28 protein-coding genes are annotated in these 22,199 nt (G+C 53.4%); 23 read left to right on the top strand and 5 right to left on the bottom strand.

The genetic code is table 11. The features are described from left to right. Nucleotides 1-12 precede the first annotated feature (12 nt). The 4 genes from J7M22_09570 to J7M22_09555 are packed head-to-tail and all read right to left on the bottom strand — an operon-like array spanning nucleotide 13 to nucleotide 3,752. Nucleotides 13-645: a CDP-alcohol phosphatidyltransferase family protein gene (locus tag J7M22_09570; protein ID MCD6506858.1), complete on the bottom strand. Its 633-nt coding sequence runs from the start codon at nucleotides 643-645 to the stop codon at nucleotides 13-15. 6 nt (nucleotides 646-651) lie between these two features. Continuing rightward, nucleotides 652-1,722: an inositol-3-phosphate synthase gene (locus J7M22_09565; GenBank protein MCD6506857.1), complete on the bottom strand. Its 1,071-nt coding sequence runs from the start codon at nucleotides 1,720-1,722 to the stop codon at nucleotides 652-654. A gap of 59 nt (nucleotides 1,723-1,781) precedes the next feature. Further along, the gene (locus J7M22_09560; GenBank protein ID MCD6506856.1) at nucleotides 1,782-3,272 is read right to left on the bottom strand and encodes a B12-binding domain-containing radical SAM protein; all 1,491 of its coding nucleotides are present in this window, start codon (nucleotides 3,270-3,272) and stop codon (nucleotides 1,782-1,784) included. A 42-nt stretch (nucleotides 3,273-3,314) separates the two neighbouring features. Beyond that, nucleotides 3,315-3,752, bottom strand: coding sequence for a hypothetical protein (locus tag J7M22_09555; protein MCD6506855.1), 438 nt, complete (start codon nucleotides 3,750-3,752; stop codon nucleotides 3,315-3,317). Between the two features lie 219 nt (nucleotides 3,753-3,971). Between J7M22_09555 and J7M22_09550 the strand changes: the two genes are divergently transcribed. The 22 genes from J7M22_09550 (at nucleotide 3,972) to J7M22_09445 (ending at nucleotide 20,673) form a co-directional block, all read left to right on the top strand. Then, entirely contained in the window at nucleotides 3,972-4,973 is a 1,002-nt protein-coding gene (locus tag J7M22_09550) for a zinc-binding dehydrogenase (GenBank protein ID MCD6506854.1), read from the top strand. A gap of 3 nt (nucleotides 4,974-4,976) precedes the next feature. Continuing rightward, entirely contained in the window at nucleotides 4,977-5,537 is a 561-nt protein-coding gene (locus J7M22_09545; protein MCD6506853.1) for an NTPase, read from the top strand. Next, nucleotides 5,524-6,021, top strand: a complete 498-nt coding sequence (locus J7M22_09540; GenBank protein MCD6506852.1) for a Rieske 2Fe-2S domain-containing protein — start codon at nucleotides 5,524-5,526, stop codon at nucleotides 6,019-6,021. The genes J7M22_09545 and J7M22_09540 overlap by 14 nt, the downstream gene beginning before the upstream one ends. Nucleotides 6,022-6,151: 130 nt before the next feature. Next, on the top strand, nucleotides 6,152-7,255 hold the full coding sequence (locus tag J7M22_09535) for an aldose 1-epimerase family protein (GenBank protein ID MCD6506851.1): 1,104 nt from the start codon (nucleotides 6,152-6,154) through the stop codon (nucleotides 7,253-7,255). Continuing rightward, on the top strand, nucleotides 7,221-9,764 hold the full coding sequence (locus J7M22_09530) for an insulinase family protein (protein ID MCD6506850.1): 2,544 nt from the start codon (nucleotides 7,221-7,223) through the stop codon (nucleotides 9,762-9,764). The genes J7M22_09535 and J7M22_09530 overlap by 35 nt, the downstream gene beginning before the upstream one ends. Nucleotides 9,765-9,766: 2 nt before the next feature. After that, a complete protein-coding gene (locus tag J7M22_09525) occupies nucleotides 9,767-10,957 on the top strand; it encodes an LptF/LptG family permease (protein ID MCD6506849.1) in 1,191 nt (396 codons plus the stop codon). Between the two features lie 386 nt (nucleotides 10,958-11,343). Then, nucleotides 11,344-11,673 carry a DUF5320 domain-containing protein gene (locus tag J7M22_09520; protein MCD6506848.1) on the top strand — a complete coding sequence of 110 codons (330 nt, stop codon included), beginning with the start codon at nucleotides 11,344-11,346 and terminating at the stop codon, nucleotides 11,671-11,673. Beyond that, nucleotides 11,670-12,332 carry a DUF5320 family protein gene (locus J7M22_09515; protein MCD6506847.1) on the top strand — a complete coding sequence of 221 codons (663 nt, stop codon included), beginning with the start codon at nucleotides 11,670-11,672 and terminating at the stop codon, nucleotides 12,330-12,332. The genes J7M22_09520 and J7M22_09515 overlap by 4 nt, the downstream gene beginning before the upstream one ends. Before the next feature lie 37 nt (nucleotides 12,333-12,369). Further along, nucleotides 12,370-12,876 carry a 4Fe-4S binding protein gene (locus J7M22_09510; protein ID MCD6506846.1) on the top strand — a complete coding sequence of 169 codons (507 nt, stop codon included), beginning with the start codon at nucleotides 12,370-12,372 and terminating at the stop codon, nucleotides 12,874-12,876. A gap of 46 nt (nucleotides 12,877-12,922) precedes the next feature. Beyond that, nucleotides 12,923-13,774 carry an ATP-binding protein gene (locus J7M22_09505; GenBank protein ID MCD6506845.1) on the top strand — a complete coding sequence of 284 codons (852 nt, stop codon included), beginning with the start codon at nucleotides 12,923-12,925 and terminating at the stop codon, nucleotides 13,772-13,774. Beyond that, the gene (locus tag J7M22_09500; GenBank protein ID MCD6506844.1) at nucleotides 13,771-14,667 is read left to right on the top strand and encodes an ATP-binding protein; all 897 of its coding nucleotides are present in this window, start codon (nucleotides 13,771-13,773) and stop codon (nucleotides 14,665-14,667) included. Before J7M22_09505 ends, J7M22_09500 begins: the two co-directional genes overlap by 4 nt. 95 nt (nucleotides 14,668-14,762) lie before the next feature. Then, the gene (locus J7M22_09495; protein ID MCD6506843.1) at nucleotides 14,763-15,104 is read left to right on the top strand and encodes a hypothetical protein; all 342 of its coding nucleotides are present in this window, start codon (nucleotides 14,763-14,765) and stop codon (nucleotides 15,102-15,104) included. Nucleotides 15,105-15,116: 12 nt separating this feature from the next. Beyond that, nucleotides 15,117-15,383 carry a DUF5320 domain-containing protein gene (locus tag J7M22_09490; GenBank protein ID MCD6506842.1) on the top strand — a complete coding sequence of 89 codons (267 nt, stop codon included), beginning with the start codon at nucleotides 15,117-15,119 and terminating at the stop codon, nucleotides 15,381-15,383. A gap of 76 nt (nucleotides 15,384-15,459) precedes the next feature. Continuing rightward, nucleotides 15,460-15,699 (top strand): zinc ribbon domain-containing protein, encoded by a 240-nt coding sequence (locus J7M22_09485; protein MCD6506841.1) that lies wholly within the window; start codon nucleotides 15,460-15,462, stop codon nucleotides 15,697-15,699. A gap of 43 nt (nucleotides 15,700-15,742) precedes the next feature. Beyond that, nucleotides 15,743-16,120: a NifB/NifX family molybdenum-iron cluster-binding protein gene (locus J7M22_09480; GenBank protein ID MCD6506840.1), complete on the top strand. Its 378-nt coding sequence runs from the start codon at nucleotides 15,743-15,745 to the stop codon at nucleotides 16,118-16,120. 3 nt (nucleotides 16,121-16,123) lie between these two features. Continuing rightward, entirely contained in the window at nucleotides 16,124-16,381 is a 258-nt protein-coding gene (locus tag J7M22_09475) for a hypothetical protein (GenBank protein MCD6506839.1), read from the top strand. Nucleotides 16,382-16,481: 100 nt separating this feature from the next. Further along, nucleotides 16,482-17,261: a sulfite exporter TauE/SafE family protein gene (locus J7M22_09470; GenBank protein ID MCD6506838.1), complete on the top strand. Its 780-nt coding sequence runs from the start codon at nucleotides 16,482-16,484 to the stop codon at nucleotides 17,259-17,261. Nucleotides 17,262-17,433: 172 nt separating this feature from the next. After that, nucleotides 17,434-18,165: a methylenetetrahydrofolate reductase C-terminal domain-containing protein gene (locus J7M22_09465; GenBank protein MCD6506837.1), complete on the top strand. Its 732-nt coding sequence runs from the start codon at nucleotides 17,434-17,436 to the stop codon at nucleotides 18,163-18,165. A gap of 28 nt (nucleotides 18,166-18,193) precedes the next feature. Further along, nucleotides 18,194-19,111, top strand: coding sequence for a methylenetetrahydrofolate reductase (locus J7M22_09460; protein ID MCD6506836.1), 918 nt, complete (start codon nucleotides 18,194-18,196; stop codon nucleotides 19,109-19,111). Nucleotides 19,112-19,125: 14 nt separating this feature from the next. Further along, a complete protein-coding gene (locus J7M22_09455; protein ID MCD6506835.1) occupies nucleotides 19,126-19,692 on the top strand; it encodes a DUF1847 domain-containing protein in 567 nt (188 codons plus the stop codon). Nucleotides 19,693-19,751: 59 nt separating this feature from the next. Then, the gene (locus J7M22_09450) at nucleotides 19,752-19,970 is read left to right on the top strand and encodes a hypothetical protein (protein MCD6506834.1); all 219 of its coding nucleotides are present in this window, start codon (nucleotides 19,752-19,754) and stop codon (nucleotides 19,968-19,970) included. Next, nucleotides 19,897-20,673: a hypothetical protein gene (locus J7M22_09445; GenBank protein ID MCD6506833.1), complete on the top strand. Its 777-nt coding sequence runs from the start codon at nucleotides 19,897-19,899 to the stop codon at nucleotides 20,671-20,673. The genes J7M22_09450 and J7M22_09445 overlap by 74 nt, the downstream gene beginning before the upstream one ends. Before the next feature lie 33 nt (nucleotides 20,674-20,706). Here J7M22_09445 and J7M22_09440 read toward each other — a convergent pair whose 3' ends face one another. Then, complete coding sequence (locus tag J7M22_09440) at nucleotides 20,707-21,624, bottom strand: hypothetical protein (GenBank protein ID MCD6506832.1); 918 nt, start codon at nucleotides 21,622-21,624, stop codon at nucleotides 20,707-20,709. Between the two features lie 273 nt (nucleotides 21,625-21,897). Between J7M22_09440 and J7M22_09435 the strand changes: the two genes are divergently transcribed. Then, nucleotides 21,898-22,107: a DUF4277 domain-containing protein gene (locus J7M22_09435; protein MCD6506831.1), complete on the top strand. Its 210-nt coding sequence runs from the start codon at nucleotides 21,898-21,900 to the stop codon at nucleotides 22,105-22,107. The last annotated feature ends 92 nt before the right edge of the window (nucleotides 22,108-22,199 follow it).

The raw sequence follows: 22,199 nt of genomic DNA, 5'->3' as shown, positions 1-22,199 counted from the left end.
CCGGTTGGCAAATCAGGCTCTACTGGCCCGATCGAGCGCTTTGAAGGAGAAGATGAGGCGGTGTAAGGCGGTCATATGGGCCAAAGCCGCAAGCAGCGAAACGACGATGGTTATGAGCACCTCGTTCGATAGAACGCCGAAATATGAGAAAGCTCCCTGTGATATCAGCCCGGCCGAGAGCAACACCAGCCTTTCGGTTCTCTGCATCAGCCCAACCTTGCATTCCAGATCCAACCCCTCGGCACGTGCTCGGACATAACTGACGAAGAAGGAACCAGCCATAGCTGCGAAGGTCATGCTGAGACCTATGATATTATGGCTCAGGTAGAAATGGATCGACAGGCCGAGAAATATAGCGGCCTCGGAGTATCTATCTATGACGGAATCCAGCAGAGCCCCCGATGCTTTTTTTCTATTGCTCTGTCGCGCCGCGGAACCGTCCAGCATATCGAAGCTACCGGCAGCCAGTATGAGAAGCCCGCCTGTGGTTAGATAGGAAAAGCCAAGAAAGGCTCCTGCGATGAGATTCACGCACAGGCCGAACAACGTCAATATATTAGGTGTCAGCCCGACCTTTAAAAGCGCTCGGGCCACCGGATCGACCACGAAGCTGAAGTAATACCGGAGCTTAACTTGATACTCCATAGCCGATCATCTTCCCTCTATGAAGGCCTCTGTCATCTCCCTGGCGACCGGATCGGGATATTGGATCGGAGGCGATTTCATGAAGTAGGCGCAGGGACCGTATAGCGGTCCGCTGATTCCCCTATCCAACCCGATCTTAGCGCATCTTATGGCGTCTATCGCCACTCCGGCCGAGTTGGGCGAATCCCATACCTCAAGCCTCAGATCCAGCACGAGCGGTACCCCTCCGAAGGCTGTGCCCTCCATCCTCAGAAAGCAGATCTTACGATCGGTCAGCCAGGGGACATAATCGCTGGGGCCGATGTAAACGTTATCGGGGTGAAGTTCGTAATCAAGCTGTGATACCACAGCATCCGTCTTGGAAATCCTCTTGGAGACGAGCCTCTCCTTTTCGAGCATGTTCTTGAAGTCCATGTTGCCGCCTACGTTAAGCTGATAGGTTCTCTCAAGCTTGACCCCTCTGTCGTTGAAGAGCTTGGTCAGGACTCTATGTGTGATCGTAGCTCCGACCTGGGATTTTATATCATCCCCCACGATCGGCAATCCCGTCTCCTGAAATCTCTCCTGCCATTTCTTATCCTTCGCTATGAAGGCCGGCATACAGTTGACGAAGGCACATCCCGCCTTCAACGCCTGTTCGGCGTACCATCTCGTCGCCTCTTCGCTGCCCACCGGCAGATAATTGACGAGCACATCAACTTCTCTCTCCTTCAAAACGGCGGCGACGTCCACCGGTTTCTCATCCGATTCCTCAATGGTCTCCTTGTAATACCTACCGATCCCATCGAAGGTGGGGCCGCGTTGGACGATAACCCCCGTTTTGGGGATAGCGGCGAACTGAATGGTATTGTTAGGTGGGGATAACAGCGCATCGGCTAAATCCCTTCCAACCTTGTTCCTATCGACGTCGAAAGCGGCGACCGGCTCGATATCCGACACATGGTATCCACCAAGCACGACATGCATCAGGCCGGGAATGAACTCTCCTTCCTTGGCGTTTCTGTAATAATGGACGCCCTGGATAAGCGAGGAAGCGCAATTCCCCGCTCCGACTATGGCCAATCTGATCTTCCCCATCGCTGAATCCTCCATATATGATGTCACAAGATTAAGTTTATCATATGGAAGGTGCTCGTTCAACCCTCACGGTAACCCCCGAAGATCTTCCGAAAGTGAAAGCCGTAGATCGCGAAAGTTACCGCCAGAGGGAGAAGACGGGGACGCTGAAACAGACACCAGAAGATGAGCTTCCAGTATTGAATCCTCTCCTTCCCCACCACCCCTAAACGCAATACGGATTTCAGGAACGCCTCAAGGCGGCTATAGCGGAGCTGAAATCCCCTTTTGTGGGAAGATGGGTTATACTCCTTCAGGAAGGTTATGACCCGTTCATAGTAGCGATCCGGGGAGTAGATCGTGTTGAGGATCCTCCTATAACCGCCTATGAGCTCTTCGTAATCCATTTTGGGGATGAAGTTAATTGAAAAGTCCGTGTTATCGCCTGTTATCTCCCTCAACAGTCTGCCCTCTTCCGCGAGGCGTTGATAAAGCCTTGTGCCGCGAGGAGCGTTTAGTAAACCGACCATCGCCGTGACAATTCCGCTGTCCTGAATAAATCTGATGAGCCTTTCAAAGATCGAAGGCGTATCGCTGTCGAATCCCACAATAAAACCGGCTTGGACCTGCAGGCCAAACCTCTGAATTCTTCTGATACAGGCTATCAGATCCCGATTGGTGTTCTGAAGCTTTCCGCATTCGGCAAGGCTTTCCTCATTCGGGGTTTCAATGCCGACGAATACCGTGTCGAATCCGGCCTGAACCATCAACCGCATGAGCTCCTCATCGTCGGATAGATTTATCGAGACCTGCGTGGTAAATGAGAAAGGATATCCTCTCTCCTCCATCCACTCGACGATAGCGGGTAAAATCTCCTTCTTCAGGACAGTCTTATTTCCTATGAAGTTATCGTCGACGAAGAAGACCCCACCTCTCCATCCCAGCGAGTATAGGTTTTGCAATTCCATCAATATCTGGTTTTTATCCTTCGTTCGCACCTTGCGTCCGAAAAGCGCTGTTACGCTACAAAACTCACAGTTGAAAGGGCAACCACGGGAATACTGGATGCTCATCGATGCGTATTTCCCCATATCGACGATCTCCCACAGAGGAGCGGGGGTTTCCCTCATATCCGCCCGTCGATCGGGATCGTAGATATGACCGGCATCTCCATCCTTCAGATCCCTCAAAAAGGGCGGGATGGTAACCTCAGCCTCGCCGAGTATGAGGTGATCCACATCCTCGAACCTCTCATACCCGATCGTGAATAGAGGTCCTCCGGCGACGGTTTTAACCCCTTCCCTTTTACATCTGGCGATTACCTTTCTCACGGATTCCTCCTGGATGGACATGGCGCTGATAAAAACAAGGTCGGCCCACTTAAGGTCTTTATCCCTGAGCGGGGAGACGTTCATATCCACAAGCCTCTTCTCCCATCTTTCGGGTAGCATCGCCGCCACCGTCAGGAGCCCCAGAGGCGGGTAGGCTGCCTTCTTAGAGATAAACCTCAGGGCATGTTTGAAACTCCAGAAGGTATCTGGATATTCAGGATAGACAAGAAGTGCCTTCACAATTTAAACCTCCTCGTTAATTTTCCCCTCCAACGAATGGGATTAGCGTTGGGATGACAGCTCGCCGATAAGGTTTTCGATCTCATCCAAATCGCCTACTTTTATCGTCCTGATGGGAACATCAGCGGCGATGAGCGCTCTTATGAATCCGTCAAGGGCGTGTATAAAGTCATGATCTCCGATCGGCCACCATCCGCTGCCTAATCCGGCGCCAAGTAAAAGTAGAACCTCACATCCCATCTGTTGGGCGAGGCGCACCATCCTAACTCCCTTCCTAAGAGCAGCTTCGGGATGGGGCGTTCGTTCGGGATTAAACGCTATGATCACCGCCCGTCTATCGTCGATTCTTGCAAGCCCGGTTACGAGCTTCTTATCCTCCCACTGAACCCTGTCTCCTGAAAGCTCCAGGAACCAATCCGCCGTTGAATTTATCAAAGCTCGGATCTGTTTATAGCTCATAGTTAACTCCGCACAGCCCATTTTAAATCTGAGTTTAATTTTACCTTATATCGACATCCTATGCAAGTTGGTATTCTCCGACGTTCAGACAGGAGATCGGAAGGGAGTTTACCCTTATTTTCTCAGAATGTCAATAAAACCTTGGTAACCATCTCCTGGCGCTTTAACCTGGTTTCTAGCGCTAATACCGATCTTATGCTATAATATCGAAGATCTTTAAAATACATCAAGGAGGCCCTTATGTTAACAGTTCAGATGTTGGGCAATGAGAAGGTGGCCGTGAGAGAGCTCCCCGATCCTGAACCTGAGGGGAGCTTAGTTGTTGTCAAGATAATGGCCTCAGCCATATGCGGTAGCGAGTTGGGAGCATATAGGAGGCCTAATTCCATGGAGCATAACTCCGGTCACGAGGCCTCCGGGATCGTCTGGAAGACCGATAACCCCAAATACCTCAAGGAAGGCGACAGAGTTGTGCTGTTCGCCCAATCTCACTGCGGCAGATGCGAACATTGTCGGGCCGGATATTGGATCCTCTGCCAGAATCCCTCCCCACGCCGCTATCCGGGGAACCACTCACAATATGTGCTCCTGGATGAGGAGCTATGTCTGCCATTGCCGGATGACATATCCTTCGAGGTGGGCGCGCTGCTGGGAGATGGGATCGGAACCCCTTATCACGCCATAAGGAGGTTAGGGATCAACGCACTGGACACCGTCCTGATATGCGGTCAGGGACCGATAGGACTTTCAGCGACTCTGATCTGTAGGTTCTTAAACGCCCAGGTGATAGCAGTTGACATAAACGATTACAGGCTGGAGCTTGCAAAGAGCATCGGTGCCGATTACACCTTTAACCCCCAAAGGGATGATGTGTTGGAAGCGGTCAGGGAGATCACGGATGGATTGGGCGTGGATAAGGCGATAGATTGCACCGGTAAGGCGGAGGGGGAACTTCTGGCATTAAATGCCGTTAAAAGGCGGGGGAAGATGGCCTTCATAGGTGAAAATTCCATTGGCGTCACGATCAACCCCAGCGCCCAGTTGATCCGTAAGGACCTGGATGTGATCGGTTCATGGTATTTCAACGCCTCGGAATACGATGACATGATCAAAATCGTCAGACGTGGCGTGCCGATTGAAAGGCTCATCACTCATCGATTTCCCATAACCGAGGCTCAAAAAGCGTTTGAGACCTTCGCATCGGGCAAGGCGGCGAAAGTTCTCATCAAGCCATGGGGGTAGAAGATGGTTACCAACATCCTGATAACCGGGATGCCCAGGGTTGGTAAGACCACATTGGTGCGAGAGGTGATCGAGGACGCGGCGAAATCCGACATCAAGGCGATCGGCTTCTACACGGATGAGATCCGCGAGAACAACAAAAGGATCGGTTTTCAGATATCCGATCTCGACGGCAGACAGGCGCTTCTGGCTTCCACCTTCTTCAGAACCAAATACAGGGTTGGGAAATACGGCGTTAACCTGCATAACCTTGATCTCATAGGGATAAGGGCTATTCAAAGGGGGCTCAGATCGAAGAAGTTCGACCTCATCCTGATCGATGAGATCGGAAAGATGGAGCTGCTGTCGGAGAGATTCATGTCGGTGCTGATGAAGGCTTTGGACTCGGAGAAGCCGGTCCTCGCCACCATAATGCACATAGATAACCCCTTTACCCGGGCGATAAAATCCCGCGAGGACGTCGAACTTTTCGTCCTGACCAGGACAAATTACGACGAGGTGAAAACCCAGGTTTTGCAATCTCTGATCGATATCTGTAAGGGCAGGACGAATGAGAGAGGATAAGATATCGAGGAGGTCCTTTCTCGGCAGAGCGCTGAGGTGGACCGGATTAGGCTTTCTCGCCTCACTCGCCGGATGCCTATGGCGGTATCTTTCGCCCAGACGAATATCGGAGCCGATCTCGGCCTTTAACGTCGGATTTCCCGATGAATACAAACCGGAAAGCGTGAGCGATAGATGGGTGAAAAGCCCATATAAGGTGTGGATCATAAGGCGAGAGGACGGAACCTTCTATGCCCTCTACGACGAATGCACGCATTTGGGCTGTGCCCTCAGATGGGAGCCGGAGGAGAAGAGATTCAAATGCCCCTGTCACAAAAGCCAATTCGATATGGAGGGGCATCTGCTGAAAGGACCAGCTTCCAGGGCACTTGACAGGGTTGCCATTAAGCTTGATATAACCGGCGAAATCCGTGTCGACACCTCCAGACGGTTCAGATTCGAAAGGGGAGAATGGAAAGATCCGGATTCCTTCCTGAAGATCTGATCTCCGTTCAGTCCTCCTCACCCGTTGATTACATATCATACGACGCTTGCCCTCACAGGGTTCGAGACCTTATAATTTTAGGTAAAACATCGGTAGGCTATGAACGTTATTCAAATCCGAGGAGGTTATAATGATAAAGCTTTACGGCAGGGAGTTCACCAGAGGTGAGCTTTTGAGATATGTGGGCGATATCTCGCAGATCGCCGGGCTTAAAAGATATGAGCTGAGCGAGGGCAACGAGAGGGGAGTTGAGGCTGTTGAATTCAGGACGGGTTCCGGGTTTAACTTCGTCGTGCTGCCGGGAAGGGGGATGGACATATCCTTCGCCGAGTATAACGGCATACCGCTTTGCTGGCGGTCGAGCGTGGGGGATGTTGAGGCCTCCTTCTTCGAGCCGGAGGGGCTGGGATGGCTGAGGAGCTTCTACGGCGGATTGATGGTCACCTGCGGAATGACCTATGCCGGCGCTCCCTGCGAGGATGAGGGGGAGAAACTCGGACTGCACGGGAGGGTCTCCAACATACCGGCCAAAAACGTGTGGGCCGATACGAAATGGGAGGGCAATGAGTTCACGATGTGGGTTCAGGGGAAGGTCAGGGAGACCGCCGCGTCCGGTGAGAACCTGCTCCTGACGAGAAGAATATGGGCGAGGTTAGGTGAGGCAAAACTACACGTATATGATATCGTCGAGAACGAGGGATTCACCGAGACGCCCCACATGCTCCTCTACCACATCAACATCGGCTTCCCCATCGTGGACGAGGGAACGGAGTTGCTGGCGCCATCGATCGAATCGGCCCCGCGCGACGATGATGCCAGAGCGGGGTTCGGACGCCACTTCTCCTTCGAACCTCCCACGCCCGGATACAGGGAACAGGTTTTCTATCATGAGATGGCGTGTGACGAAAACGATCACGTCTACGTGGCTCTGGTCAATCGAAACTTCAACGGAGGAGAAGGGATCGGGATCTACGTCAGATACCACAAGAGCCAGCTGCCGCGTTTCATCGAGTGGAAGATGATGGGCGAGGGAACATATGTGGTCGGTTTGGAGCCGGCCAACTGCCTCGTCGAAGGGAGAGATAAGGAACGTGAGAGGGGAACGTTACAGTTCATCGAGCCAGGAGGCAGAAGACATTATGAGACCGAGATCGGGGTTCTAAGGTCAAATCGGGAGATAGAGGAGATAGAGAGGAAAATTGAAGAGATCAGACGTCAGCGGCAGACCCTTTAAATTGAACCTGGACAACGGGATGACGGTGATCCTGATCGAGGATCACCGCACCCCTTTGGTTTCCATCCAGCTCTTCGTCAGGGCGGGTAGTATCTACGAGGGCAAATACCTGGGAACCGGGGTCTCGCATTTCGTCGAACACGTGATAGGCACAGGGACCGTCACCAGAAATCGGCGGGAGATAGACCGCCTGATAGAGCTCATGGGCAACATCGCCAACGCCTATACCAGTCGCGATCATACCAAGTACTACCATACCGTGCCGTCGAAGCACTTTGAGATGGCCCTGGAGCTCCTGGCCGATTACATACAAAATCCCACCTTCCCGCCGGAGGAGGTTGAGATACAGCGGGGTGTTATCCTGAGCGAGCTCAACAAGGACAGCGACGAGCCTACCAGAAAGCTGCTGGACAATTTCTACGAGACCGCCTTCAGGGTTCATCCCGTAAGGATCCCTATCGGCGGCTACAGGGAGTTATTTGAGAAGCTGACGCGGGATGACCTGATCGATTATTACAACACCGCCTATTCGCCGGAGGCCATGACGCTCGTGATAGCGGGCGATATATCCCCTGAGAGAGCGCGGGAGAAAGTAGCGGAGTTGTTCGAGGGATTTGAAAGAAAAGCGAGCGAACCGATCCTTCTCCCTGAGGAACCGCCACAGAGCTCAACCAGGAGGAGCGAGATATCGGCTAACGTCGAGATAGCATATGGTATCATGGGATTTCGCACCGTTAGCCTCTTCCATCGGGATGTGCCCGCCCTTGAGGTCATAGCTGCCGTCCTCGGAACGGGGGAAAGCTGTAGGATATCGCGGATCGTTAAGGACCGGAAGAGGCTCATCCACTCCTTCGACCTCTGGTCGGATACCCCCTCTTATGATGCGGGTGTATGGGCTGTGGAGTTCGAGACCGCTCCGGATAAGATCGAAGCCGCCATAGACGCCATCCTGGAGGAGGTATTCCGCGTCAGATCGGAGGGTGTGACCGATGAGGAGCTTCGGAAGGCAAAGGCGGTTCTGGAGAGCGAGCATATATTCGCCATGCAATCGATCGAGGAGATAGCCAATATCATCGGTGCGGACGAATATATGACAGGAGATCCCAACTTCAGCGAACGTATGCTGGAGAGGATAAGGCAGGTCGATCACGAGGATGTCCTCAAGGCAGCGGAGAGGTACTTCAGTGAGGATAACCTGACCGTGTCAATTCTCACGCCCGAAAGGGGGAGCACTGCCGGAAAATCGGTGTGCATATCCAAAAGATCTACTCAACATCAGATCAGACGGTTCATCCTCGATAACGGCATAAGGCTGCTTCTCTGCCCCGAGGAGGACTCGCCTGTGGTGGCGATAACCGCCATAATGCCCGGAGGATCGAGATATGATCCGCCCAGCAAGAGCGGCACCTTCCAACTGATGAGCAGGATGCTGTTGAAGGGGACCAAGTCCAGAACCGCCCAGGATATAGCCGACGAGGTCGAATCGGTCGGCGCCTCCTTAGATCCGTTCTGCGGCAGGGAGTTCTTCGGCTGCTCGGCCAGCATGCTCTCCAAGGATTTCAAACTCGGATTTGAGATACTGTTCGACGTGCTGCGAAATTCCATCTTCGACCCTGAACAGTTTGTGAAGGTCAAGGAGGAGGCCGTCGCGGAGATAAGATCGGAATCGGACGATTGGATCACGGTCTCCAAGAAACGGTTCTACCAGACGATGTTCGGCGATCGCGCTCATGAGTTCTATCCGGTTGGCGAGCTCACATCCATAGAGGAGCTCACACCGCATGATGTGTTCGATCTCTACCTTCGATACTGTGTGCCGGACAACATGGTGTTGTCGATCTTCGGCGATGTCAACCCCGATAAGGTCAGGAGACTTGTATCGGAGAGCTTCGGCATGTGGCCGAAATCCGGATATTCACCCCCACGGATATCGCCCTTAAAGGTGAAGCCGGGGAAAGCCACGTACGAGGAGGACATATTCCAGGAGGTGATCTTTCTAGGATATCCATCCGTGCCGATCGGATCAAGGAGGAGGTTCGCCGTCAGGGTTCTCAAGGCGATCCTATCGGGGATGGATTATCCCGGCGGCAGGCTCTATAACCGACTTAGAAACGAGCAATTGGTCTATCTCATCCATGCCTACACCTATTTCGGGCCGGATATCGGATATATAGCGATATACGCCGCGACGTCAGGTGAAAACGGCGATCAGACGCTAAAAGCCATGTTGGAGGAGATCGAGAGGGTGAGGAGTGGGGATATATCCGAGGAGGAGCTGGAGGTGGGCAAGAGCATGTGTGTCTCAAATCATCTCATCGGTCATCAGACCGTCTCCGACAAATCCGCCTCCGCAGCCCTGGGGGAAAGCTACGGGATAGGATACGATCACTTCATCAGATATGAGGAGGAGATAGAAAAAGTTAAGATGAGTGACGTGATATCGATAGCGAGGGAGATACTGGACGAGTCAAAGCGGGTTATCGCGATCCTCAAACCGCGGGAGCAGTGAGGATGAAGATCCTTACCAGATACATCCTCGTCGAGTTTGTGGCGCCTTTTTTATTGGCCCTTCTCTGTTTCACGATGGTCCTCTTGATGAACGAGGTGTTCACCTTGACGAAGACCTTCGTGGCGAAGGACGTGAGCCCTTGGTATCTCGTAGAGCTTTTGATATACGTCCTTCCGGCCACGCTGGTCGTGACCATCCCGATGGCGACCCTGGTTGGGATACTGCTCTCCTTCGGTCGCCTCTCGGCCGACAACGAGATAATAGCGATGAAATCGATCGGGATCGGCTTGCATCAGTTGATGGTTCCCGTACTCATCCTCTCCTTTGGCATCAGCATATTCACCTTTTTCTTCATGGACATGGCCTTACCCAACGCGAACATGGCCTATGTGAGGCTGATGTACAGCATAAACGTGCGCCACCCAGGGCTGATCCTGGAGAAGGGAATCATCATGAGGGAGCTGGAGCGGGAGGGGAAGATGTGGATGTTCGAAAGACAGGACCCGAGGACGGGCAGATTGGAAAACGTCAGAATCTGGGAGGAATATCAGGATGGACTTCCCACGCTGGTGTCGGCTAAAGAGGCGGAGCTGGATTTCTCGGGGATGTACACAAGGTTGAGGCTCTTTGACGGAGTCATATATAAACCCGGTAAAAGGCCGGAGGATATGGTGACGATACGATTCGACCGACAGGAGATAAGGCTAGGGCTGAGCAAGGCGCTTCGTGAGATAGAGTATAAGGGGAAGAGTTTCAGAAGCATGAATCTCAGGGAGTTGACGGGGAAGATATCACAGATAAGAAATGACCTTCACCATGGGGCCCAACCTTACAGGGAGGTACTTCAACAACAGCTCAATAGGGCGTTGGTGGAATATCACAAGAAGTTCTCAATCCCCTTCGCATGCTTCGCCTTTGGACTGATAGGCGTGCCTTTAGGAACGCTGACCCGAAAAAGCGGCAAGATGGTAGGTTTCGGGGTGGGTTTGTCGCTGATAATCGTCTATTACGTGTTGTTAAGGGTGGGCGAGACCACGGGAATTAAAGGGGCGATGAACCCGATGCTGAGCGTTTGGATCCCAAACATCATCACCAGCATCGGAGGGATCATCCTGGCCATCCAGACCTCCCATGAGGCACCTTTCTGGTCATATCTGCGCCTCCGTCGACGGAGGATTCCCGCCGAAACCTGACCCCTGTATTTCAATATCTTGACATCTTTCATTTTTGAAACACAAAGCGTGTCGCCCATTAGAAAGCAACCAGTCGTCGGCAATCAGCGCTCAGCTTAGAGACGTCCGCCATCTGTCCAGAGATGGTCATTTGTTGTCATTTTGAATGACGGCGTAGCGAAATGGCTTAAATGACTGTAAACGACCGAGTGCTCCCTTCGACTCTCGACCCTTCTCCGGCAGCTGGAGTATGTTTCATTCGTGAAACAGCCCGTGGTGTGATCACAGCGTGAGAACCGGCTTGTGATCCGGTTTTTTGGGATGGTATGGATTATGCATATCTATCTAGCATTGGGGAAGTTACCTGATTCGGAGAGAGGAGGTGTTCCGCCGTGAGGTGGAGATGGATGTATTACATGACTGGACTTCCGGGATGGATGAGGTTCGGATTCAGCCCCGGATGGGTGGGCAGAAGCCCGACCGGGCTCGGTCCGGCAGCCTCATTCCTTCTGACAGGACAATGGCCCACGCCGCAGATGCAGGCGTGGTGGCAGGGGATGCAGGGCGGATACCAGTGGCCCTATCAGATGCCATCTGCGCCCGGCTATGGCGCTCCTCAGAGCGCGAATCCCCAGGACGAGCTCCAGTTTCTGAAAGAACAGGCTCGTCAGCTCCAGGAGGAGCTGGAGGCCATAACCCGAAGGATTCAAGAGCTTGAAGGGGGGAGTAGCTCATGAAGATAGCCGTTACGAGCACAGGACCGGATCTGAGATCCCAGGTCGATCCCCGCTTCGGCAGATGCCCTTACATCTTGATCGTCGACTCGGACACGATGCAGTTCGAGGCGATACAGAACCCGAACGTAGCGGCAGCGGGAGGAGCCGGGATCCAGACCGCACAGATGGTCGCCGACAAGGGAGCTCAGGTGGTCTTAACCGGAGGCTGTGGCCCTAATGCCTATCAGGCCCTATCGGCCGCCGGAATACAGATCGTGACGGGCGTAAGCGGCGTTACGGTCGAGGAGGCGGTCCGCGGGTATCTGCAGGGCAGATTTCAGCCGACAACCGGCCCTAACGTTCCATCTCATTTCGGCGTGAACGTTCCGCCGCCTGGACCCGGCGGAATGGGTCCCATGCCCCCTGGGCCCGGCATGGGCTGGGGAGGTGGCGGCTGGGGCCGCGGAGGTGGTTTCGGCCGCGGCGGCGGCTGGGGTCGCGGCCGCGGTGGCGGTTGGGGCGCCGGCGGAGGTTTCGGCCCAGGCGGTATGGGCCCCATGCAGCCAGCAGGCGCTAACCCCCAGGCCGAACTGGAGATGCTCAGACAGCAGGCCGAAATGCTTAGGAGACAACTCGAGGAGATCAACCGCCGAATCGAAGAGCTTGAAAAGAACCAGTAGAAACCAATAGGCAAATGCCGGGGTCGGTAAGATGAGAATGGTAGCGGTAATAGACCAAAATAGATGTAAGGGATGTGGTGAATGTTACAGGAATTGTCCATTTGGGGCTATTATACCCCGAGGGGACAGATATGAGGTAGACCCATCCCTGTGCAGGGGATGTGGCGTATGTGAGCGCGTCTGTCCCGTCGGCGCTATCAGCCTTCAACCGGTAACCAGCCCCGGCATCTCCCCATCCGGCCCCGGCGATATAGGTTTCATGACCTCCTTCTGGCCTGGCATGGGCCGGATGGCTCGCGGAAGCCGAGGTAGAGGTGGTTACGGCCGAGGTGGATGGGGCAGAGGTCGAGGTAGAGGCCGAGGTGGGTATGGACGTGGTGGCTGGCCCTGGGGTGGCGGTTTCGGCCCAGGCGGTATAGGCCCCATGCAACCGATACAGGGTAATCCTCAAGCTGAACTCGAGATGCTCAAACAGTACGCTCAAGAGCTTAAAAGACGACTTAAGGAGATAAACGAAAAGATCAGAAAGCTTGAGAATAAATGAGGAAGTATGGCGTTAACTGATGGATACACCCAGATTGGAGGGGGAAATGACGATATCGGTGGCCAGCGGTAAGGGCGGAACCGGCAAAACCACAGTCGCAACCAACCTCGCCAGAACCCTCTACGAGGCGGGGGTGAGCGTAACCTTCCTCGACTGTGATGCTGAGGAGCCGAACGCTTACATATTCCTCAATCCGCAGCTTTATCAGGTCGATCCCGTTATAAGCAAGCTCCCGGTGGTCGATCAGGACAAATGTGTGGGATGTAAAAAATGCGTCCAGTTCTGCGTCTATAACGCTTTAGCCCTCGTGGGTAAAAAAATACTGGTCTTCCCCGAGCTCTGTCACGCCTGTGGCGGGTGCAGCCTCGTGTGTCCGACGGGAGCGATATCCGAGGTGGACAGGGAGATAGGCGTGGTTGAGATGGGATATGCCTATGAGATGCCGGTTCTGGACGGTCTGCTTAAGGTGGGAGAGGCCATAGCGCCGCCGATCATCAAAGCCGTTAAGCGCAAAGGCAGGGAATTCGAATCGGATGTCACGATCATAGATGCACCGCCCGGAACGGCATGTCCGATGGTAGAGGCCGTTAAGGGCTCGGACTACTGTATCCTCGTGACTGAGCCTACGCCCTTCGGCCTGAACGATCTGAAGATCGCCGTTGAAGTGGTTCGCCAGCTCGGCATACCTCATGGGGTCGTGATAAACAGATCGGACGTCGGAGATAGAAAGGCCGAGGAGTTCTGCCAAGAGGAGAAAATACCGATCCTGATGAGAATACCGATGGATAGACGCATCGCTGAAGCCTATTCCGAGGGCGCCATGATGCTGGACGTAGATGAGTCCTGGAGGGAGAAATTCCTGGAGATGTTCGAGAGGGTGAAGGAGGCTATCGGATGAAGTCGTTGACGGTCATAAGCGGCAAGGGGGGAACCGGCAAGACCACCGTGGTCACGTCGTTCGCGGCGCTGGCCAAAAAGGATGGGGTCAAGATCGTAATCGCCGACTGTGACGTGGATGCCCCCGATCTGCATATACTCCTTCAACCGGAGATAAAGCATAGGGAGCCCTTCACAGGCGGAAGGATCGCCGTGATGGATCAGGAGAGATGCACGGGATGCGGCGAATGTTACGAACACTGCAGGTTCGAGGCGGTTATCAGACGGGAAGATAGATATGAGATAGACCCGATGGAGTGCGAGGGGTGCGGGGTATGCGAATACGTCTGCCCCGTCGACGCCATCACGATGCAGGTGAGAGAGGGAGGGTATTGGTTTATCTCCGAAACCCCATATGGGCCAATGGTACATGCAAGGCTTGGCCCTGGAGAGGGCAACTCCGGCAGGCTGGTCACCGTCGTCAGACAGGCCGCCGAACAGATGGCGGTCGAGACTCAAGCGCGATACGTGATCATCGACGGCTCACCCGGGATGGGATGTCCGGTCATCGCATCGGTGACGAACACCGACCTCGTTCTGGTGATAGCTGAGCCGACGCTCTCGGGTATACACGATATGGAAAGGGTTTTGGAACTTGCCCTGCACTTCGGCGTCAGGCCGCTGGTGTGCGTAAACAAATATGACCTGAACCTCGCCGTCACACGGGAGATAGAGTCGCTGTGCGACGAGGCGAGGGTTGAGGTGGTGGGCAAAATCCCGTTCGATGAATCCTTCATCGAAGCGGTGGTGAACATGAAGCCCGCTGTGGAATACGTCGATGGGAACCTGGCCTTGAAGATCGAATCCCTGTGGAAGAAGGTCAGGGCGGAGCTCGATAAAGACGGTCATTTGTAGTCATCGGTCATTCGGCTTCGCCGTCATCTCAACAATGACTACAAATGACCATAAATGACTACAAGTGACTATAAAATCGAGGGAGGTGGATAGAGATGTTCGGACGAGGACGCGGTTTCGGTCGAGGATTCGGCCGCGGCTTCTGGTGGGGATACCCATGGTGGGGCCCCGGATGGGGTCGCGGATGGGGCTACGGCTTCTGGTGGGGCAGAGGTAATCCATACCCCTTCTGCCGGTGGTTCCCGTGGCTGCCTAGATGGTGGTGGGCGACGCCCTACGCGGCCTCATACGCCGCGACCATACCGTATTATGCCGGATACGGCTATTACCCGTATTATCCGGCCACGACATATCCCGTTTCCCCGTTCGGCTATGGCTATGGCGGCTACGTGACGGGCACGCCACAGCAGCCGACGGGAACAGCCCAGGCGAGCTGAGGAGGTGATCTTATGCCTTTCGGCATGGGACCCGCGGGATGGTTCTTGGCTCCGTATATCGCCCAGTGGTGGGCGCAGTGGTGGTCATACTGGCTTCGTTACTGGCCCAGAGTGCCATACCTCGCTCCATACTGGTTCCCCTTTGCTCCTCCGCCTCTGACGCCTCAGGATGAGCTTTCATCCCTGAAATCTCAGGCACAGGCGCTGGAGAGCGAGCTTGAGGCGATCAGGAGAAGGATGGAGGAGCTCGAGGGCCAGATAGCGAAGGAGGGAAGCTGATCCTCATCCCATCCTCGCGGTGCGTGAGGCACCTATCGTGCCTTACGCACCCCTTTAAGCCTGGCGAGGTGATAAGATGCCGATCTATGAATATCGATGCAAGGAATGTGGGGAACGGATTGAGGTTCTGATCCGGTCTGAAGAGGAAATTCCCTCCTGCCCGAACTGCGGTAGCGAACAGATGGAGAGGTTGCTCTCCGTTCCCCAGGTGAGGATGGGTGGATTTTCCCCATCCGGAGGACTGACCTGCTGCGGTCGAGAGGAGCGATGCGAGGTGCCTCCCTGCTCGATAGATGGGAGCTGCCGGAGGGATTAGGGAAGAGATCTTAAAATCCAGGCTAAGCAGGCAGAGGTGTCAGATGAAAGTTGCGATCTCATCCGAGGATAAAAACGGATTAGACGGAATGGTGGCCCAACACTTCGGCCGTTGTCCATATTACACCATAGTGGAGATCGAGGATAACTCGGTTAGAGATGTGAAGGTAATAGCCAATCCGTTTTACAACCGTCATGTGCCAGGGCTGGTGCCCGGCTTCATACGCGACCAAGGGGTCGACGTGATGGTGGCCGGAGGAATGGGCCGGAGGGCGATAGCTCTTTTCGAGCAGTACGGAATTCACGTGGTCACAGGCGCGGCCGGAACGGTGCGCCAGGCGATCGAGGATCTGCTGGCGGGAAGACTATCGGGCGCCGAACCCTGCATCGGAGGACATGGACATCCGGAAGAGGAGGTGTGAAACATGCCTAGGGGAGATGGAACAGGGCCGAGAGGCCAGGGCCCCAGAACCGGAAGAGGTCTAGGTGGAAGAGGTTATGGCAGGGGAATGGGCAGAGGTATGGGTAGAGGCGGCGGCAGAGGTCGTATGGGAGGCTTCGGACTCGGTCCCGGCGGCTACTGCGTTTGCCCTTCCTGCGGAGCTCAGATCCCCCATCAGCCAGGAACCCCGTGTTATCAGATAAGCTGTCCGAAGTGCGGGGCGAAAATGACCAGAGGGTGAGGTGAACATCGGGGGCGAAGGACCCTTCGCCCCTATCCACTGTTATACGCAATCGCCCTAAATTTATATCATAATTCATGGTAGGAGGAGGTATTAAACAATGGAAGTATTATTGCAGATAGTGTGGATACTTTTAATTGGAGCAATCGCTGGCTTTTTAGCTACTTGGCTTGGAATCGGTGGGTGTTTTTTAAGAATACCTATGATGATGGTACTCTTAGGTTTATCCATCAAAACAGCCTATGCGGTAAATATGGCTGTTATAGCTATTGCCACAATACCAGGTGTGATCACGCATTACAGGATGAAGCATGTATATAAAAAAGGGGTTATTGTAGCTGCTATAGGAGCAGCAGTTGGTGTGATAATCGGTACCCAAATAGCAATGTATGTTCCATCCAGAATTCTCAAAACAATTTTTGGTATTGCATGCATTGGCGTCGGAATTTATATGACATATTCTTCTATAAAGAGTAAAGGGAAAATGCCCCCAAGAGTAACAGTTGATCAGGTAGGAAAGTTGGAGCATGGGTTAAAACTTGGAGGATTTATGCTTTTGGCTGGAATAGCAACGGGTCTTTGCGGCTTTGGTGGAGGTATTTACTACATGCCCATTTTTAATGCGCTCGCATATCCAATGCATATCGCCATAGGCACATCTTCTACTCAGATGATACCCGTTGCAGCAATTGGGGCAACGAACTTGACAATACATGGTTTTCAAAACTGGTTCTATGTCCTAACAATTGGACTTGTGACAATGTTTTTCTCATGGTTAGGTGCCCGAACTACAAAGATAATGAAAGCATGGGTCTTAAAAGGAATATTTGGGGTTCTCATAGGACTTATTGGGCTTTCCGTTGCCGTAGGATTAATATAAAGCGGCCGAAAATTGAAGAACCTATAAAACTTGAGAGGATAAAGACCATAAGTAGAAAGCGCCCTATTATGATTGAGGATTTGGGGCGACAGCGTATAACAGCGGATAAAAGGCTTTGCCCAAGTTGCCTTTGGCAGCTTCTCTCATCCGCAAACCGATAAAGGAGGATGGGATGAACGCACAGGAACAGAAACCCTTCGAGGAAATCCTGGAGTACCTTGAGGGCAAGAAAAGGATAGTCCTTATGGGCTGTGGAGGATGCGCTACGATCTTCCACACCGGCGGCGTGAAAGAGGTAAACGAGATGGCGGAGAGGCTGGAGAAGGAAGGCAAGGAGATCGTAGGTAAAATCGCTTTGCCTTTCGCCGTGTTCGCCTGTTATCTCCCGATGTCCTCGATGTTCCTGAGAGAACACAGGGAGGAGATAGAGCAATGTGACGCCATGTTAATGCAGTGTTGCGGCGATGGGGCACAGGCGGTGAGGGGATATCTGGAGGAGGAGATGGGTATCGTAAAACCTGTATATCCCTCCGTCAACGCCTTGGGTTTTTCCAGCGGAGGCCCCGCCGTCTTCAAGGAGGAGTGCCAGGCGTGCGGCGCATGCGAGCTGGGCAAAACCGCCGGCATCTGTCCGCTGGTGCAATGTCCCAAGGGGTTGTTGAACGGACCCTGCGGGGGGACAACTAAAGATGGCAAATGCGAGGTAGATCCCACACGCGATTGCGCCTGGGTTATGATCTACAGGAGGCTGGAAAAGCTCGGCGAGCTCGATAAGTTCTCAAAGATAAACGAACCTCACGATTGGAGCAAGGCTGTGAGGCCGCGCAGGTTGGAGGTCGAGCCCATCGACCTTATGGAGAAGCTGAAGGAGACGAAGAAGGTCATAGAGAGCTTAGGGTTGTAGGAACGGGTTGTCGTCAGGAGGATAAGTCATGAAAGCGGGAACTAATCTGGAGAAAGTCCTGGAAAGCGGCGCCTTCGCCGTCACCGCTGAGGTCGGTCCACCTCAAGGGGCTGCTCCCGACGAGATCAGGAACAAGGGCGAAACGCTCAAGCCTTACTGCGACGCCATGAACGTCACCGATAATCAGTCGGCTGTGGTGAGGATGTCGAGCTGGTCGAGCTGCATTATATTGAAGGAGATGGGGATCGATCCGGTGATGCAGATCGTCGTCAGGGATAGAAACCGTCTAGCCATCCAAAGCGATGTCCTAGGCGCTGTAGCCTTAGGAATTCGAAATTTCCTGTGCCTATCAGGGGATCATCCGAGCCTCGGCAATCATCCTGAGGCCAAAGGCGTATACGATCTCGATTCCATCCAGCTGATTCAAACGTTGAAGGGCATGCGGGACGAGGGGAAATTCCAATGCGGTGAGGAGATATCCGGCGAGGTGTTGGCCTTTATAGGAGCCGCTGCCAACCCCTTCGCAGCTCCATTCGAGCTTCGACCCCATCGATTGGCGAAGAAGGTGAAGGCCGGAGCCGATTTCATCCAGACCCAGATGATCTTCAACGTGCCGAGATTTAAGGAGTTCATGAAGCAGGTGAGGGATATGGGCCTTCATGAGAAGGTCTATATCTTGGCCGGTGTGGGGCCGATCAGATCCCTGGGAGCGGCTAAGTATATGGCCACCAAGGTGCCGGGGATGGATGTGCCGGAGGAGATCATAGAGCGCATCCGTAAGACGCCGAGGAAGAACAGAGCGAAAGAGGGAATCAGGATCTGCGTCGAGATCATCCAGCAGATCAGGGAGATAGAGGGCGTTTCCGGCGTGCATATCATGGCGATCGAATGGGAGGGAGCCGTGCCGGAGATAGTCGAAAGGGCAGGTCTTATGCCGCGACCTTAGAGAGGAGGACCGCTATGGCTGAGGTAAACTGCGTGTTTTGCGAGGTACAGGCCTGTACGGAGGATATCCAAAAGACGCCCAGCTTCTGCCCGCGTAGAAGCGCAGGGGAAGCCTTGAAAAAGGCCGAGGAGATACGAAATACGGACCCTGAGGTGAGAAGGATCGCCACCGTCGCTAAATCCGTGGAGACGGAGGGCTATAGGATCTGGCCGAGGGTGCGTGAGTTGATAGAGTTCTCGAAGAGGATGGGGTTGAAAAAGCTGGGCGTAGCCTTCTGTATAGGGTTAAAGGAGGAGACAAGACAACTGGTCAAGATACTGAAAAGCCACGGGTTTGAGGTATCATCCGTGGCATGCACGGTCAACGGCGGCTGTAACCCCGTCGGACAGGCCCTGACGCTGAATCAGCAGGGGACAGAGCTGAACGTTATCATGGGCCTCTGCATGGGACACGACATACTGTTTACGAAGTTCTCCGAAGCACCCGTTACCACGCTCGTCGTGAAGGACAGAGCCATGTGTCATAACCCTGCCGCACCACTGGTCAATCGTTACTGGCGTGATACCTTCTTGAAGTCCTAGTGATTGTGCTGCTGAGCTGATACCGCCGGAATGAATAACGGGTCAGGGGCGGTGACGGTATGATACATCCTGTGTCGAAACTGCAACTGGAGAACGGCGAAGCGATCGCATCTCTCCTCGAAAACTCAGCGATTGTCGTTCTCGACAAAACGGTATGGGGATTGCTTCTGGAAGGTGGTGGAAATCCCAACGGAGGTGTTCGAGATGATCAGATGGATGTCTATCGGTATGGCGCTTTCATCGATACTGCTGATCTCCATCGGATGCGATACCGATAAAAGCTGTTACACCCCTGATACAACCCCGCCGGCAACTCCAAGAGGCGTCAGGACCGTAACGGGGGATGGCAAGGTCACAATAGAGTGGTATGGCAGCGATGAGCCGGACCTGGCCGGGTATCGGGTTTATAGAAGCGACGATAACGTCCATTTCGAGATGATCGCTGAGGTCTCGGGGAATATAACAAGATATGTGGACAGGGATGTGCGTAACGGCGAGACTTACTATTACGCCATCTCCTCCTTCGACCTCGACGGGAACGAGAGCGATCTCAGCCCCGAGGAGGTATGGGATACACCCCGTCCTGAGGGGAGGGTTATCCTAGACGATTATCAGCTCTCGCCTAACACCAGCGGCTTCGACTTCTCAAACGGTGAGCAGGGGCCGGTTCCATATGATCAAACGACCACCGACATCTACTTCGATGCCGATAACGGCATCTACTATCTGCTTTCAGATAACGGCACTCTGATGCAGGATACGGGATATCATGAGAGCTGGGATGACCTGGACATCGCTCCTGAGAAGGGATACGTGGGGGATATCATAGAGATATTGGAGGGACACACGTATGCCTTTTACACCCCTGAGGGGAACTATGCCAAGATAAAGGTTTTGAAGCTCACCGATAGATCCGTGACGTTCGACTGGGCCTATCAGCTTGAGCCGGATAACCCCCAGCTTGCCCCACGTAAGCCTTAGAGATCCGCGGGGGCTTTTAAGCCCCCGCTTATCTTATCTGAAGAATTCATCCTCGCTTTCCTCCTCAGCCGTCATCCTCTCCAGTTTTTCCCTACGTATCCTCCTGTAGCTGACATATATGATCAGAAAGGCTGCCGAGATCAGCATCCATAGGAAGGAGGAGCTGGAGAACAGGAGGATCATCTTATAGTGCCTTTCGACATATGAGCGCCATCTTTCGTCGAAGCTGTAAGGGGTCATGCCCGTCGTCAGCGTCATGGCGTTTGTGAAGCTCTCCCCGATCCTCACCAGATCCAATATCGCCCTCAGCGATTCACCGCCGTAACTCCTGGCTATCATCGAGACGGCGCTGAGGCTTTCGGCGTATGCCAGGCCGGCGAGATCTGGTTCGTCGGGGAAGCTGGTTTCCAGCTCCCTTAGAGGTATGATCGATCCCCATATCGCCCGTCCCATCAGGGTGAGATCCCGCCTGAAAAACATGCCTTCCCCTGAAAGCAGCATCGCCATCCCCTCATTGAACCAAAGCGGGATCTCGCTTAGTTTTTCCCCGATCCTCTCTCCGATGATCACATGGGCGATCTCGTGGCGTAGAACGACCAGGAACTTCAGGTTTCTGTTCTCCGTAAATCCCGGATCTCGAACGAGTACCCGTCTCTGAAGCGGGAAGGCGCATCCCGCGGCCCAATCCTGTATCGGTGCGTTCACCGCCCTGCGGAACTGATCTCCGCTGCCGCAGATCCATATCTCGATTTTACCCTCAAAAGGCATACCGAAGTTCTCGGCCACCTCCTTCAGGAACTCCTCTCCCTCCTCGATCGACCTACGGGCATCCAAACGGCTACCGGTAAAGTAGACCCTGAAGTGATCCGAGTCGATGTGTTCCCAGACCTCACATATAGCTGAGGAAGTAAGGAAAATCAGGAAAAGAGACGTCAGGTATATAATTCTCACCGCATCTTCCTCCACCTTGCCACTTAAGTATATCAAAAGCGACCTGACAAGGCCATATACCGTATACCGGAGCAGGACTTCGCAAAAACTTTTGAAGAATGTAGGTGGGGAAAGGCTTAGATGGCATAAGTGATTCAAAGCAAATTCGCGCTCTAATCTATCGCGAATTTGCTCAAAACCCTTATGTTACCCTACATTCCGCAGCATCATGTGGAAGTTTTTTGATTTTTCGGATACCATATAGAGACAAATCATATCCTAGGAGATGGAAATATGTCTCAGCAGAGATACTCAACCCAGAGAATAGATCACCTGGGAATAGTTGCAGGGATATGTAAGGAGATAGATCTATCAGGACAGATAGATGAGATGATAGGCCCAACATGCAGGAAAGTGACAGTAGGAGAGGCAACAGAGGGGATGATCCTAAACGCCTTAGGGTTTGTGGGCAGAGCACTGTATCTGAGCCCTGAGTTTGTATAGAAATTACGCAGCTTTTGAGAAGGCTTGATCCATAAGGGATTCTACCTTCTCAAGGTTGTCTCTTCCCCCATTTGATGAGGATTCAAATAAAG

The sequence above is a fragment of the Candidatus Poribacteria bacterium genome (assembly GCA_021162805.1).
In the GTDB taxonomy this organism is placed as follows: Bacteria; Poribacteria; WGA-4E; order B28-G17; family B28-G17; genus JAGGXZ01.
Note: the sequence above shows the minus strand (reverse complement) of the source record. Positions and strands in the feature narration are given on the sequence as shown.

What these genes read in the sequence shown, in the direction of transcription:
- J7M22_09570 (MCD6506858.1), bottom strand. Translation starts at nt 645, where the DNA reads ATGGAGTATCAAGTTAAGCTCCGGTATTACTTCAGCTTCGTGGTCGAT.
- J7M22_09565 (MCD6506857.1), bottom strand. Translation starts at nt 1,722, where the DNA reads ATGGGGAAGATCAGATTGGCCATAGTCGGAGCGGGGAATTGCGCTTCC.
- J7M22_09555 (MCD6506855.1), bottom strand. Translation starts at nt 3,752, where the DNA reads ATGGGCTGTGCGGAGTTAACTATGAGCTATAAACAGATCCGAGCTTTG.
- J7M22_09550 (MCD6506854.1), top strand. Translation starts at nt 3,972, where the DNA reads ATGTTAACAGTTCAGATGTTGGGCAATGAGAAGGTGGCCGTGAGAGAG.
- J7M22_09545 (MCD6506853.1), top strand. Translation starts at nt 4,977, where the DNA reads ATGGTTACCAACATCCTGATAACCGGGATGCCCAGGGTTGGTAAGACC.
- J7M22_09540 (MCD6506852.1), top strand. Translation starts at nt 5,524, where the DNA reads ATGAGAGAGGATAAGATATCGAGGAGGTCCTTTCTCGGCAGAGCGCTG.
- J7M22_09535 (MCD6506851.1), top strand. Translation starts at nt 6,152, where the DNA reads ATGATAAAGCTTTACGGCAGGGAGTTCACCAGAGGTGAGCTTTTGAGA.
- J7M22_09525 (MCD6506849.1), top strand. Translation starts at nt 9,767, where the DNA reads ATGAAGATCCTTACCAGATACATCCTCGTCGAGTTTGTGGCGCCTTTT.
- J7M22_09520 (MCD6506848.1), top strand. Translation starts at nt 11,344, where the DNA reads ATGTATTACATGACTGGACTTCCGGGATGGATGAGGTTCGGATTCAGC.
- J7M22_09515 (MCD6506847.1), top strand. Translation starts at nt 11,670, where the DNA reads ATGAAGATAGCCGTTACGAGCACAGGACCGGATCTGAGATCCCAGGTC.
- J7M22_09510 (MCD6506846.1), top strand. Translation starts at nt 12,370, where the DNA reads ATGGTAGCGGTAATAGACCAAAATAGATGTAAGGGATGTGGTGAATGT.
- J7M22_09505 (MCD6506845.1), top strand. Translation starts at nt 12,923, where the DNA reads ATGACGATATCGGTGGCCAGCGGTAAGGGCGGAACCGGCAAAACCACA.
- J7M22_09500 (MCD6506844.1), top strand. Translation starts at nt 13,771, where the DNA reads ATGAAGTCGTTGACGGTCATAAGCGGCAAGGGGGGAACCGGCAAGACC.
- J7M22_09495 (MCD6506843.1), top strand. Translation starts at nt 14,763, where the DNA reads ATGTTCGGACGAGGACGCGGTTTCGGTCGAGGATTCGGCCGCGGCTTC.
- J7M22_09490 (MCD6506842.1), top strand. Translation starts at nt 15,117, where the DNA reads ATGCCTTTCGGCATGGGACCCGCGGGATGGTTCTTGGCTCCGTATATC.
- J7M22_09485 (MCD6506841.1), top strand. Translation starts at nt 15,460, where the DNA reads ATGCCGATCTATGAATATCGATGCAAGGAATGTGGGGAACGGATTGAG.
- J7M22_09480 (MCD6506840.1), top strand. Translation starts at nt 15,743, where the DNA reads ATGAAAGTTGCGATCTCATCCGAGGATAAAAACGGATTAGACGGAATG.
- J7M22_09475 (MCD6506839.1), top strand. Translation starts at nt 16,124, where the DNA reads ATGCCTAGGGGAGATGGAACAGGGCCGAGAGGCCAGGGCCCCAGAACC.
- J7M22_09470 (MCD6506838.1), top strand. Translation starts at nt 16,482, where the DNA reads ATGGAAGTATTATTGCAGATAGTGTGGATACTTTTAATTGGAGCAATC.
- J7M22_09465 (MCD6506837.1), top strand. Translation starts at nt 17,434, where the DNA reads ATGAACGCACAGGAACAGAAACCCTTCGAGGAAATCCTGGAGTACCTT.
- J7M22_09460 (MCD6506836.1), top strand. Translation starts at nt 18,194, where the DNA reads ATGAAAGCGGGAACTAATCTGGAGAAAGTCCTGGAAAGCGGCGCCTTC.
- J7M22_09455 (MCD6506835.1), top strand. Translation starts at nt 19,126, where the DNA reads ATGGCTGAGGTAAACTGCGTGTTTTGCGAGGTACAGGCCTGTACGGAG.
- J7M22_09450 (MCD6506834.1), top strand. Translation starts at nt 19,752, where the DNA reads ATGATACATCCTGTGTCGAAACTGCAACTGGAGAACGGCGAAGCGATC.
- J7M22_09445 (MCD6506833.1), top strand. Translation starts at nt 19,897, where the DNA reads ATGATCAGATGGATGTCTATCGGTATGGCGCTTTCATCGATACTGCTG.
- J7M22_09435 (MCD6506831.1), top strand. Translation starts at nt 21,898, where the DNA reads ATGTCTCAGCAGAGATACTCAACCCAGAGAATAGATCACCTGGGAATA.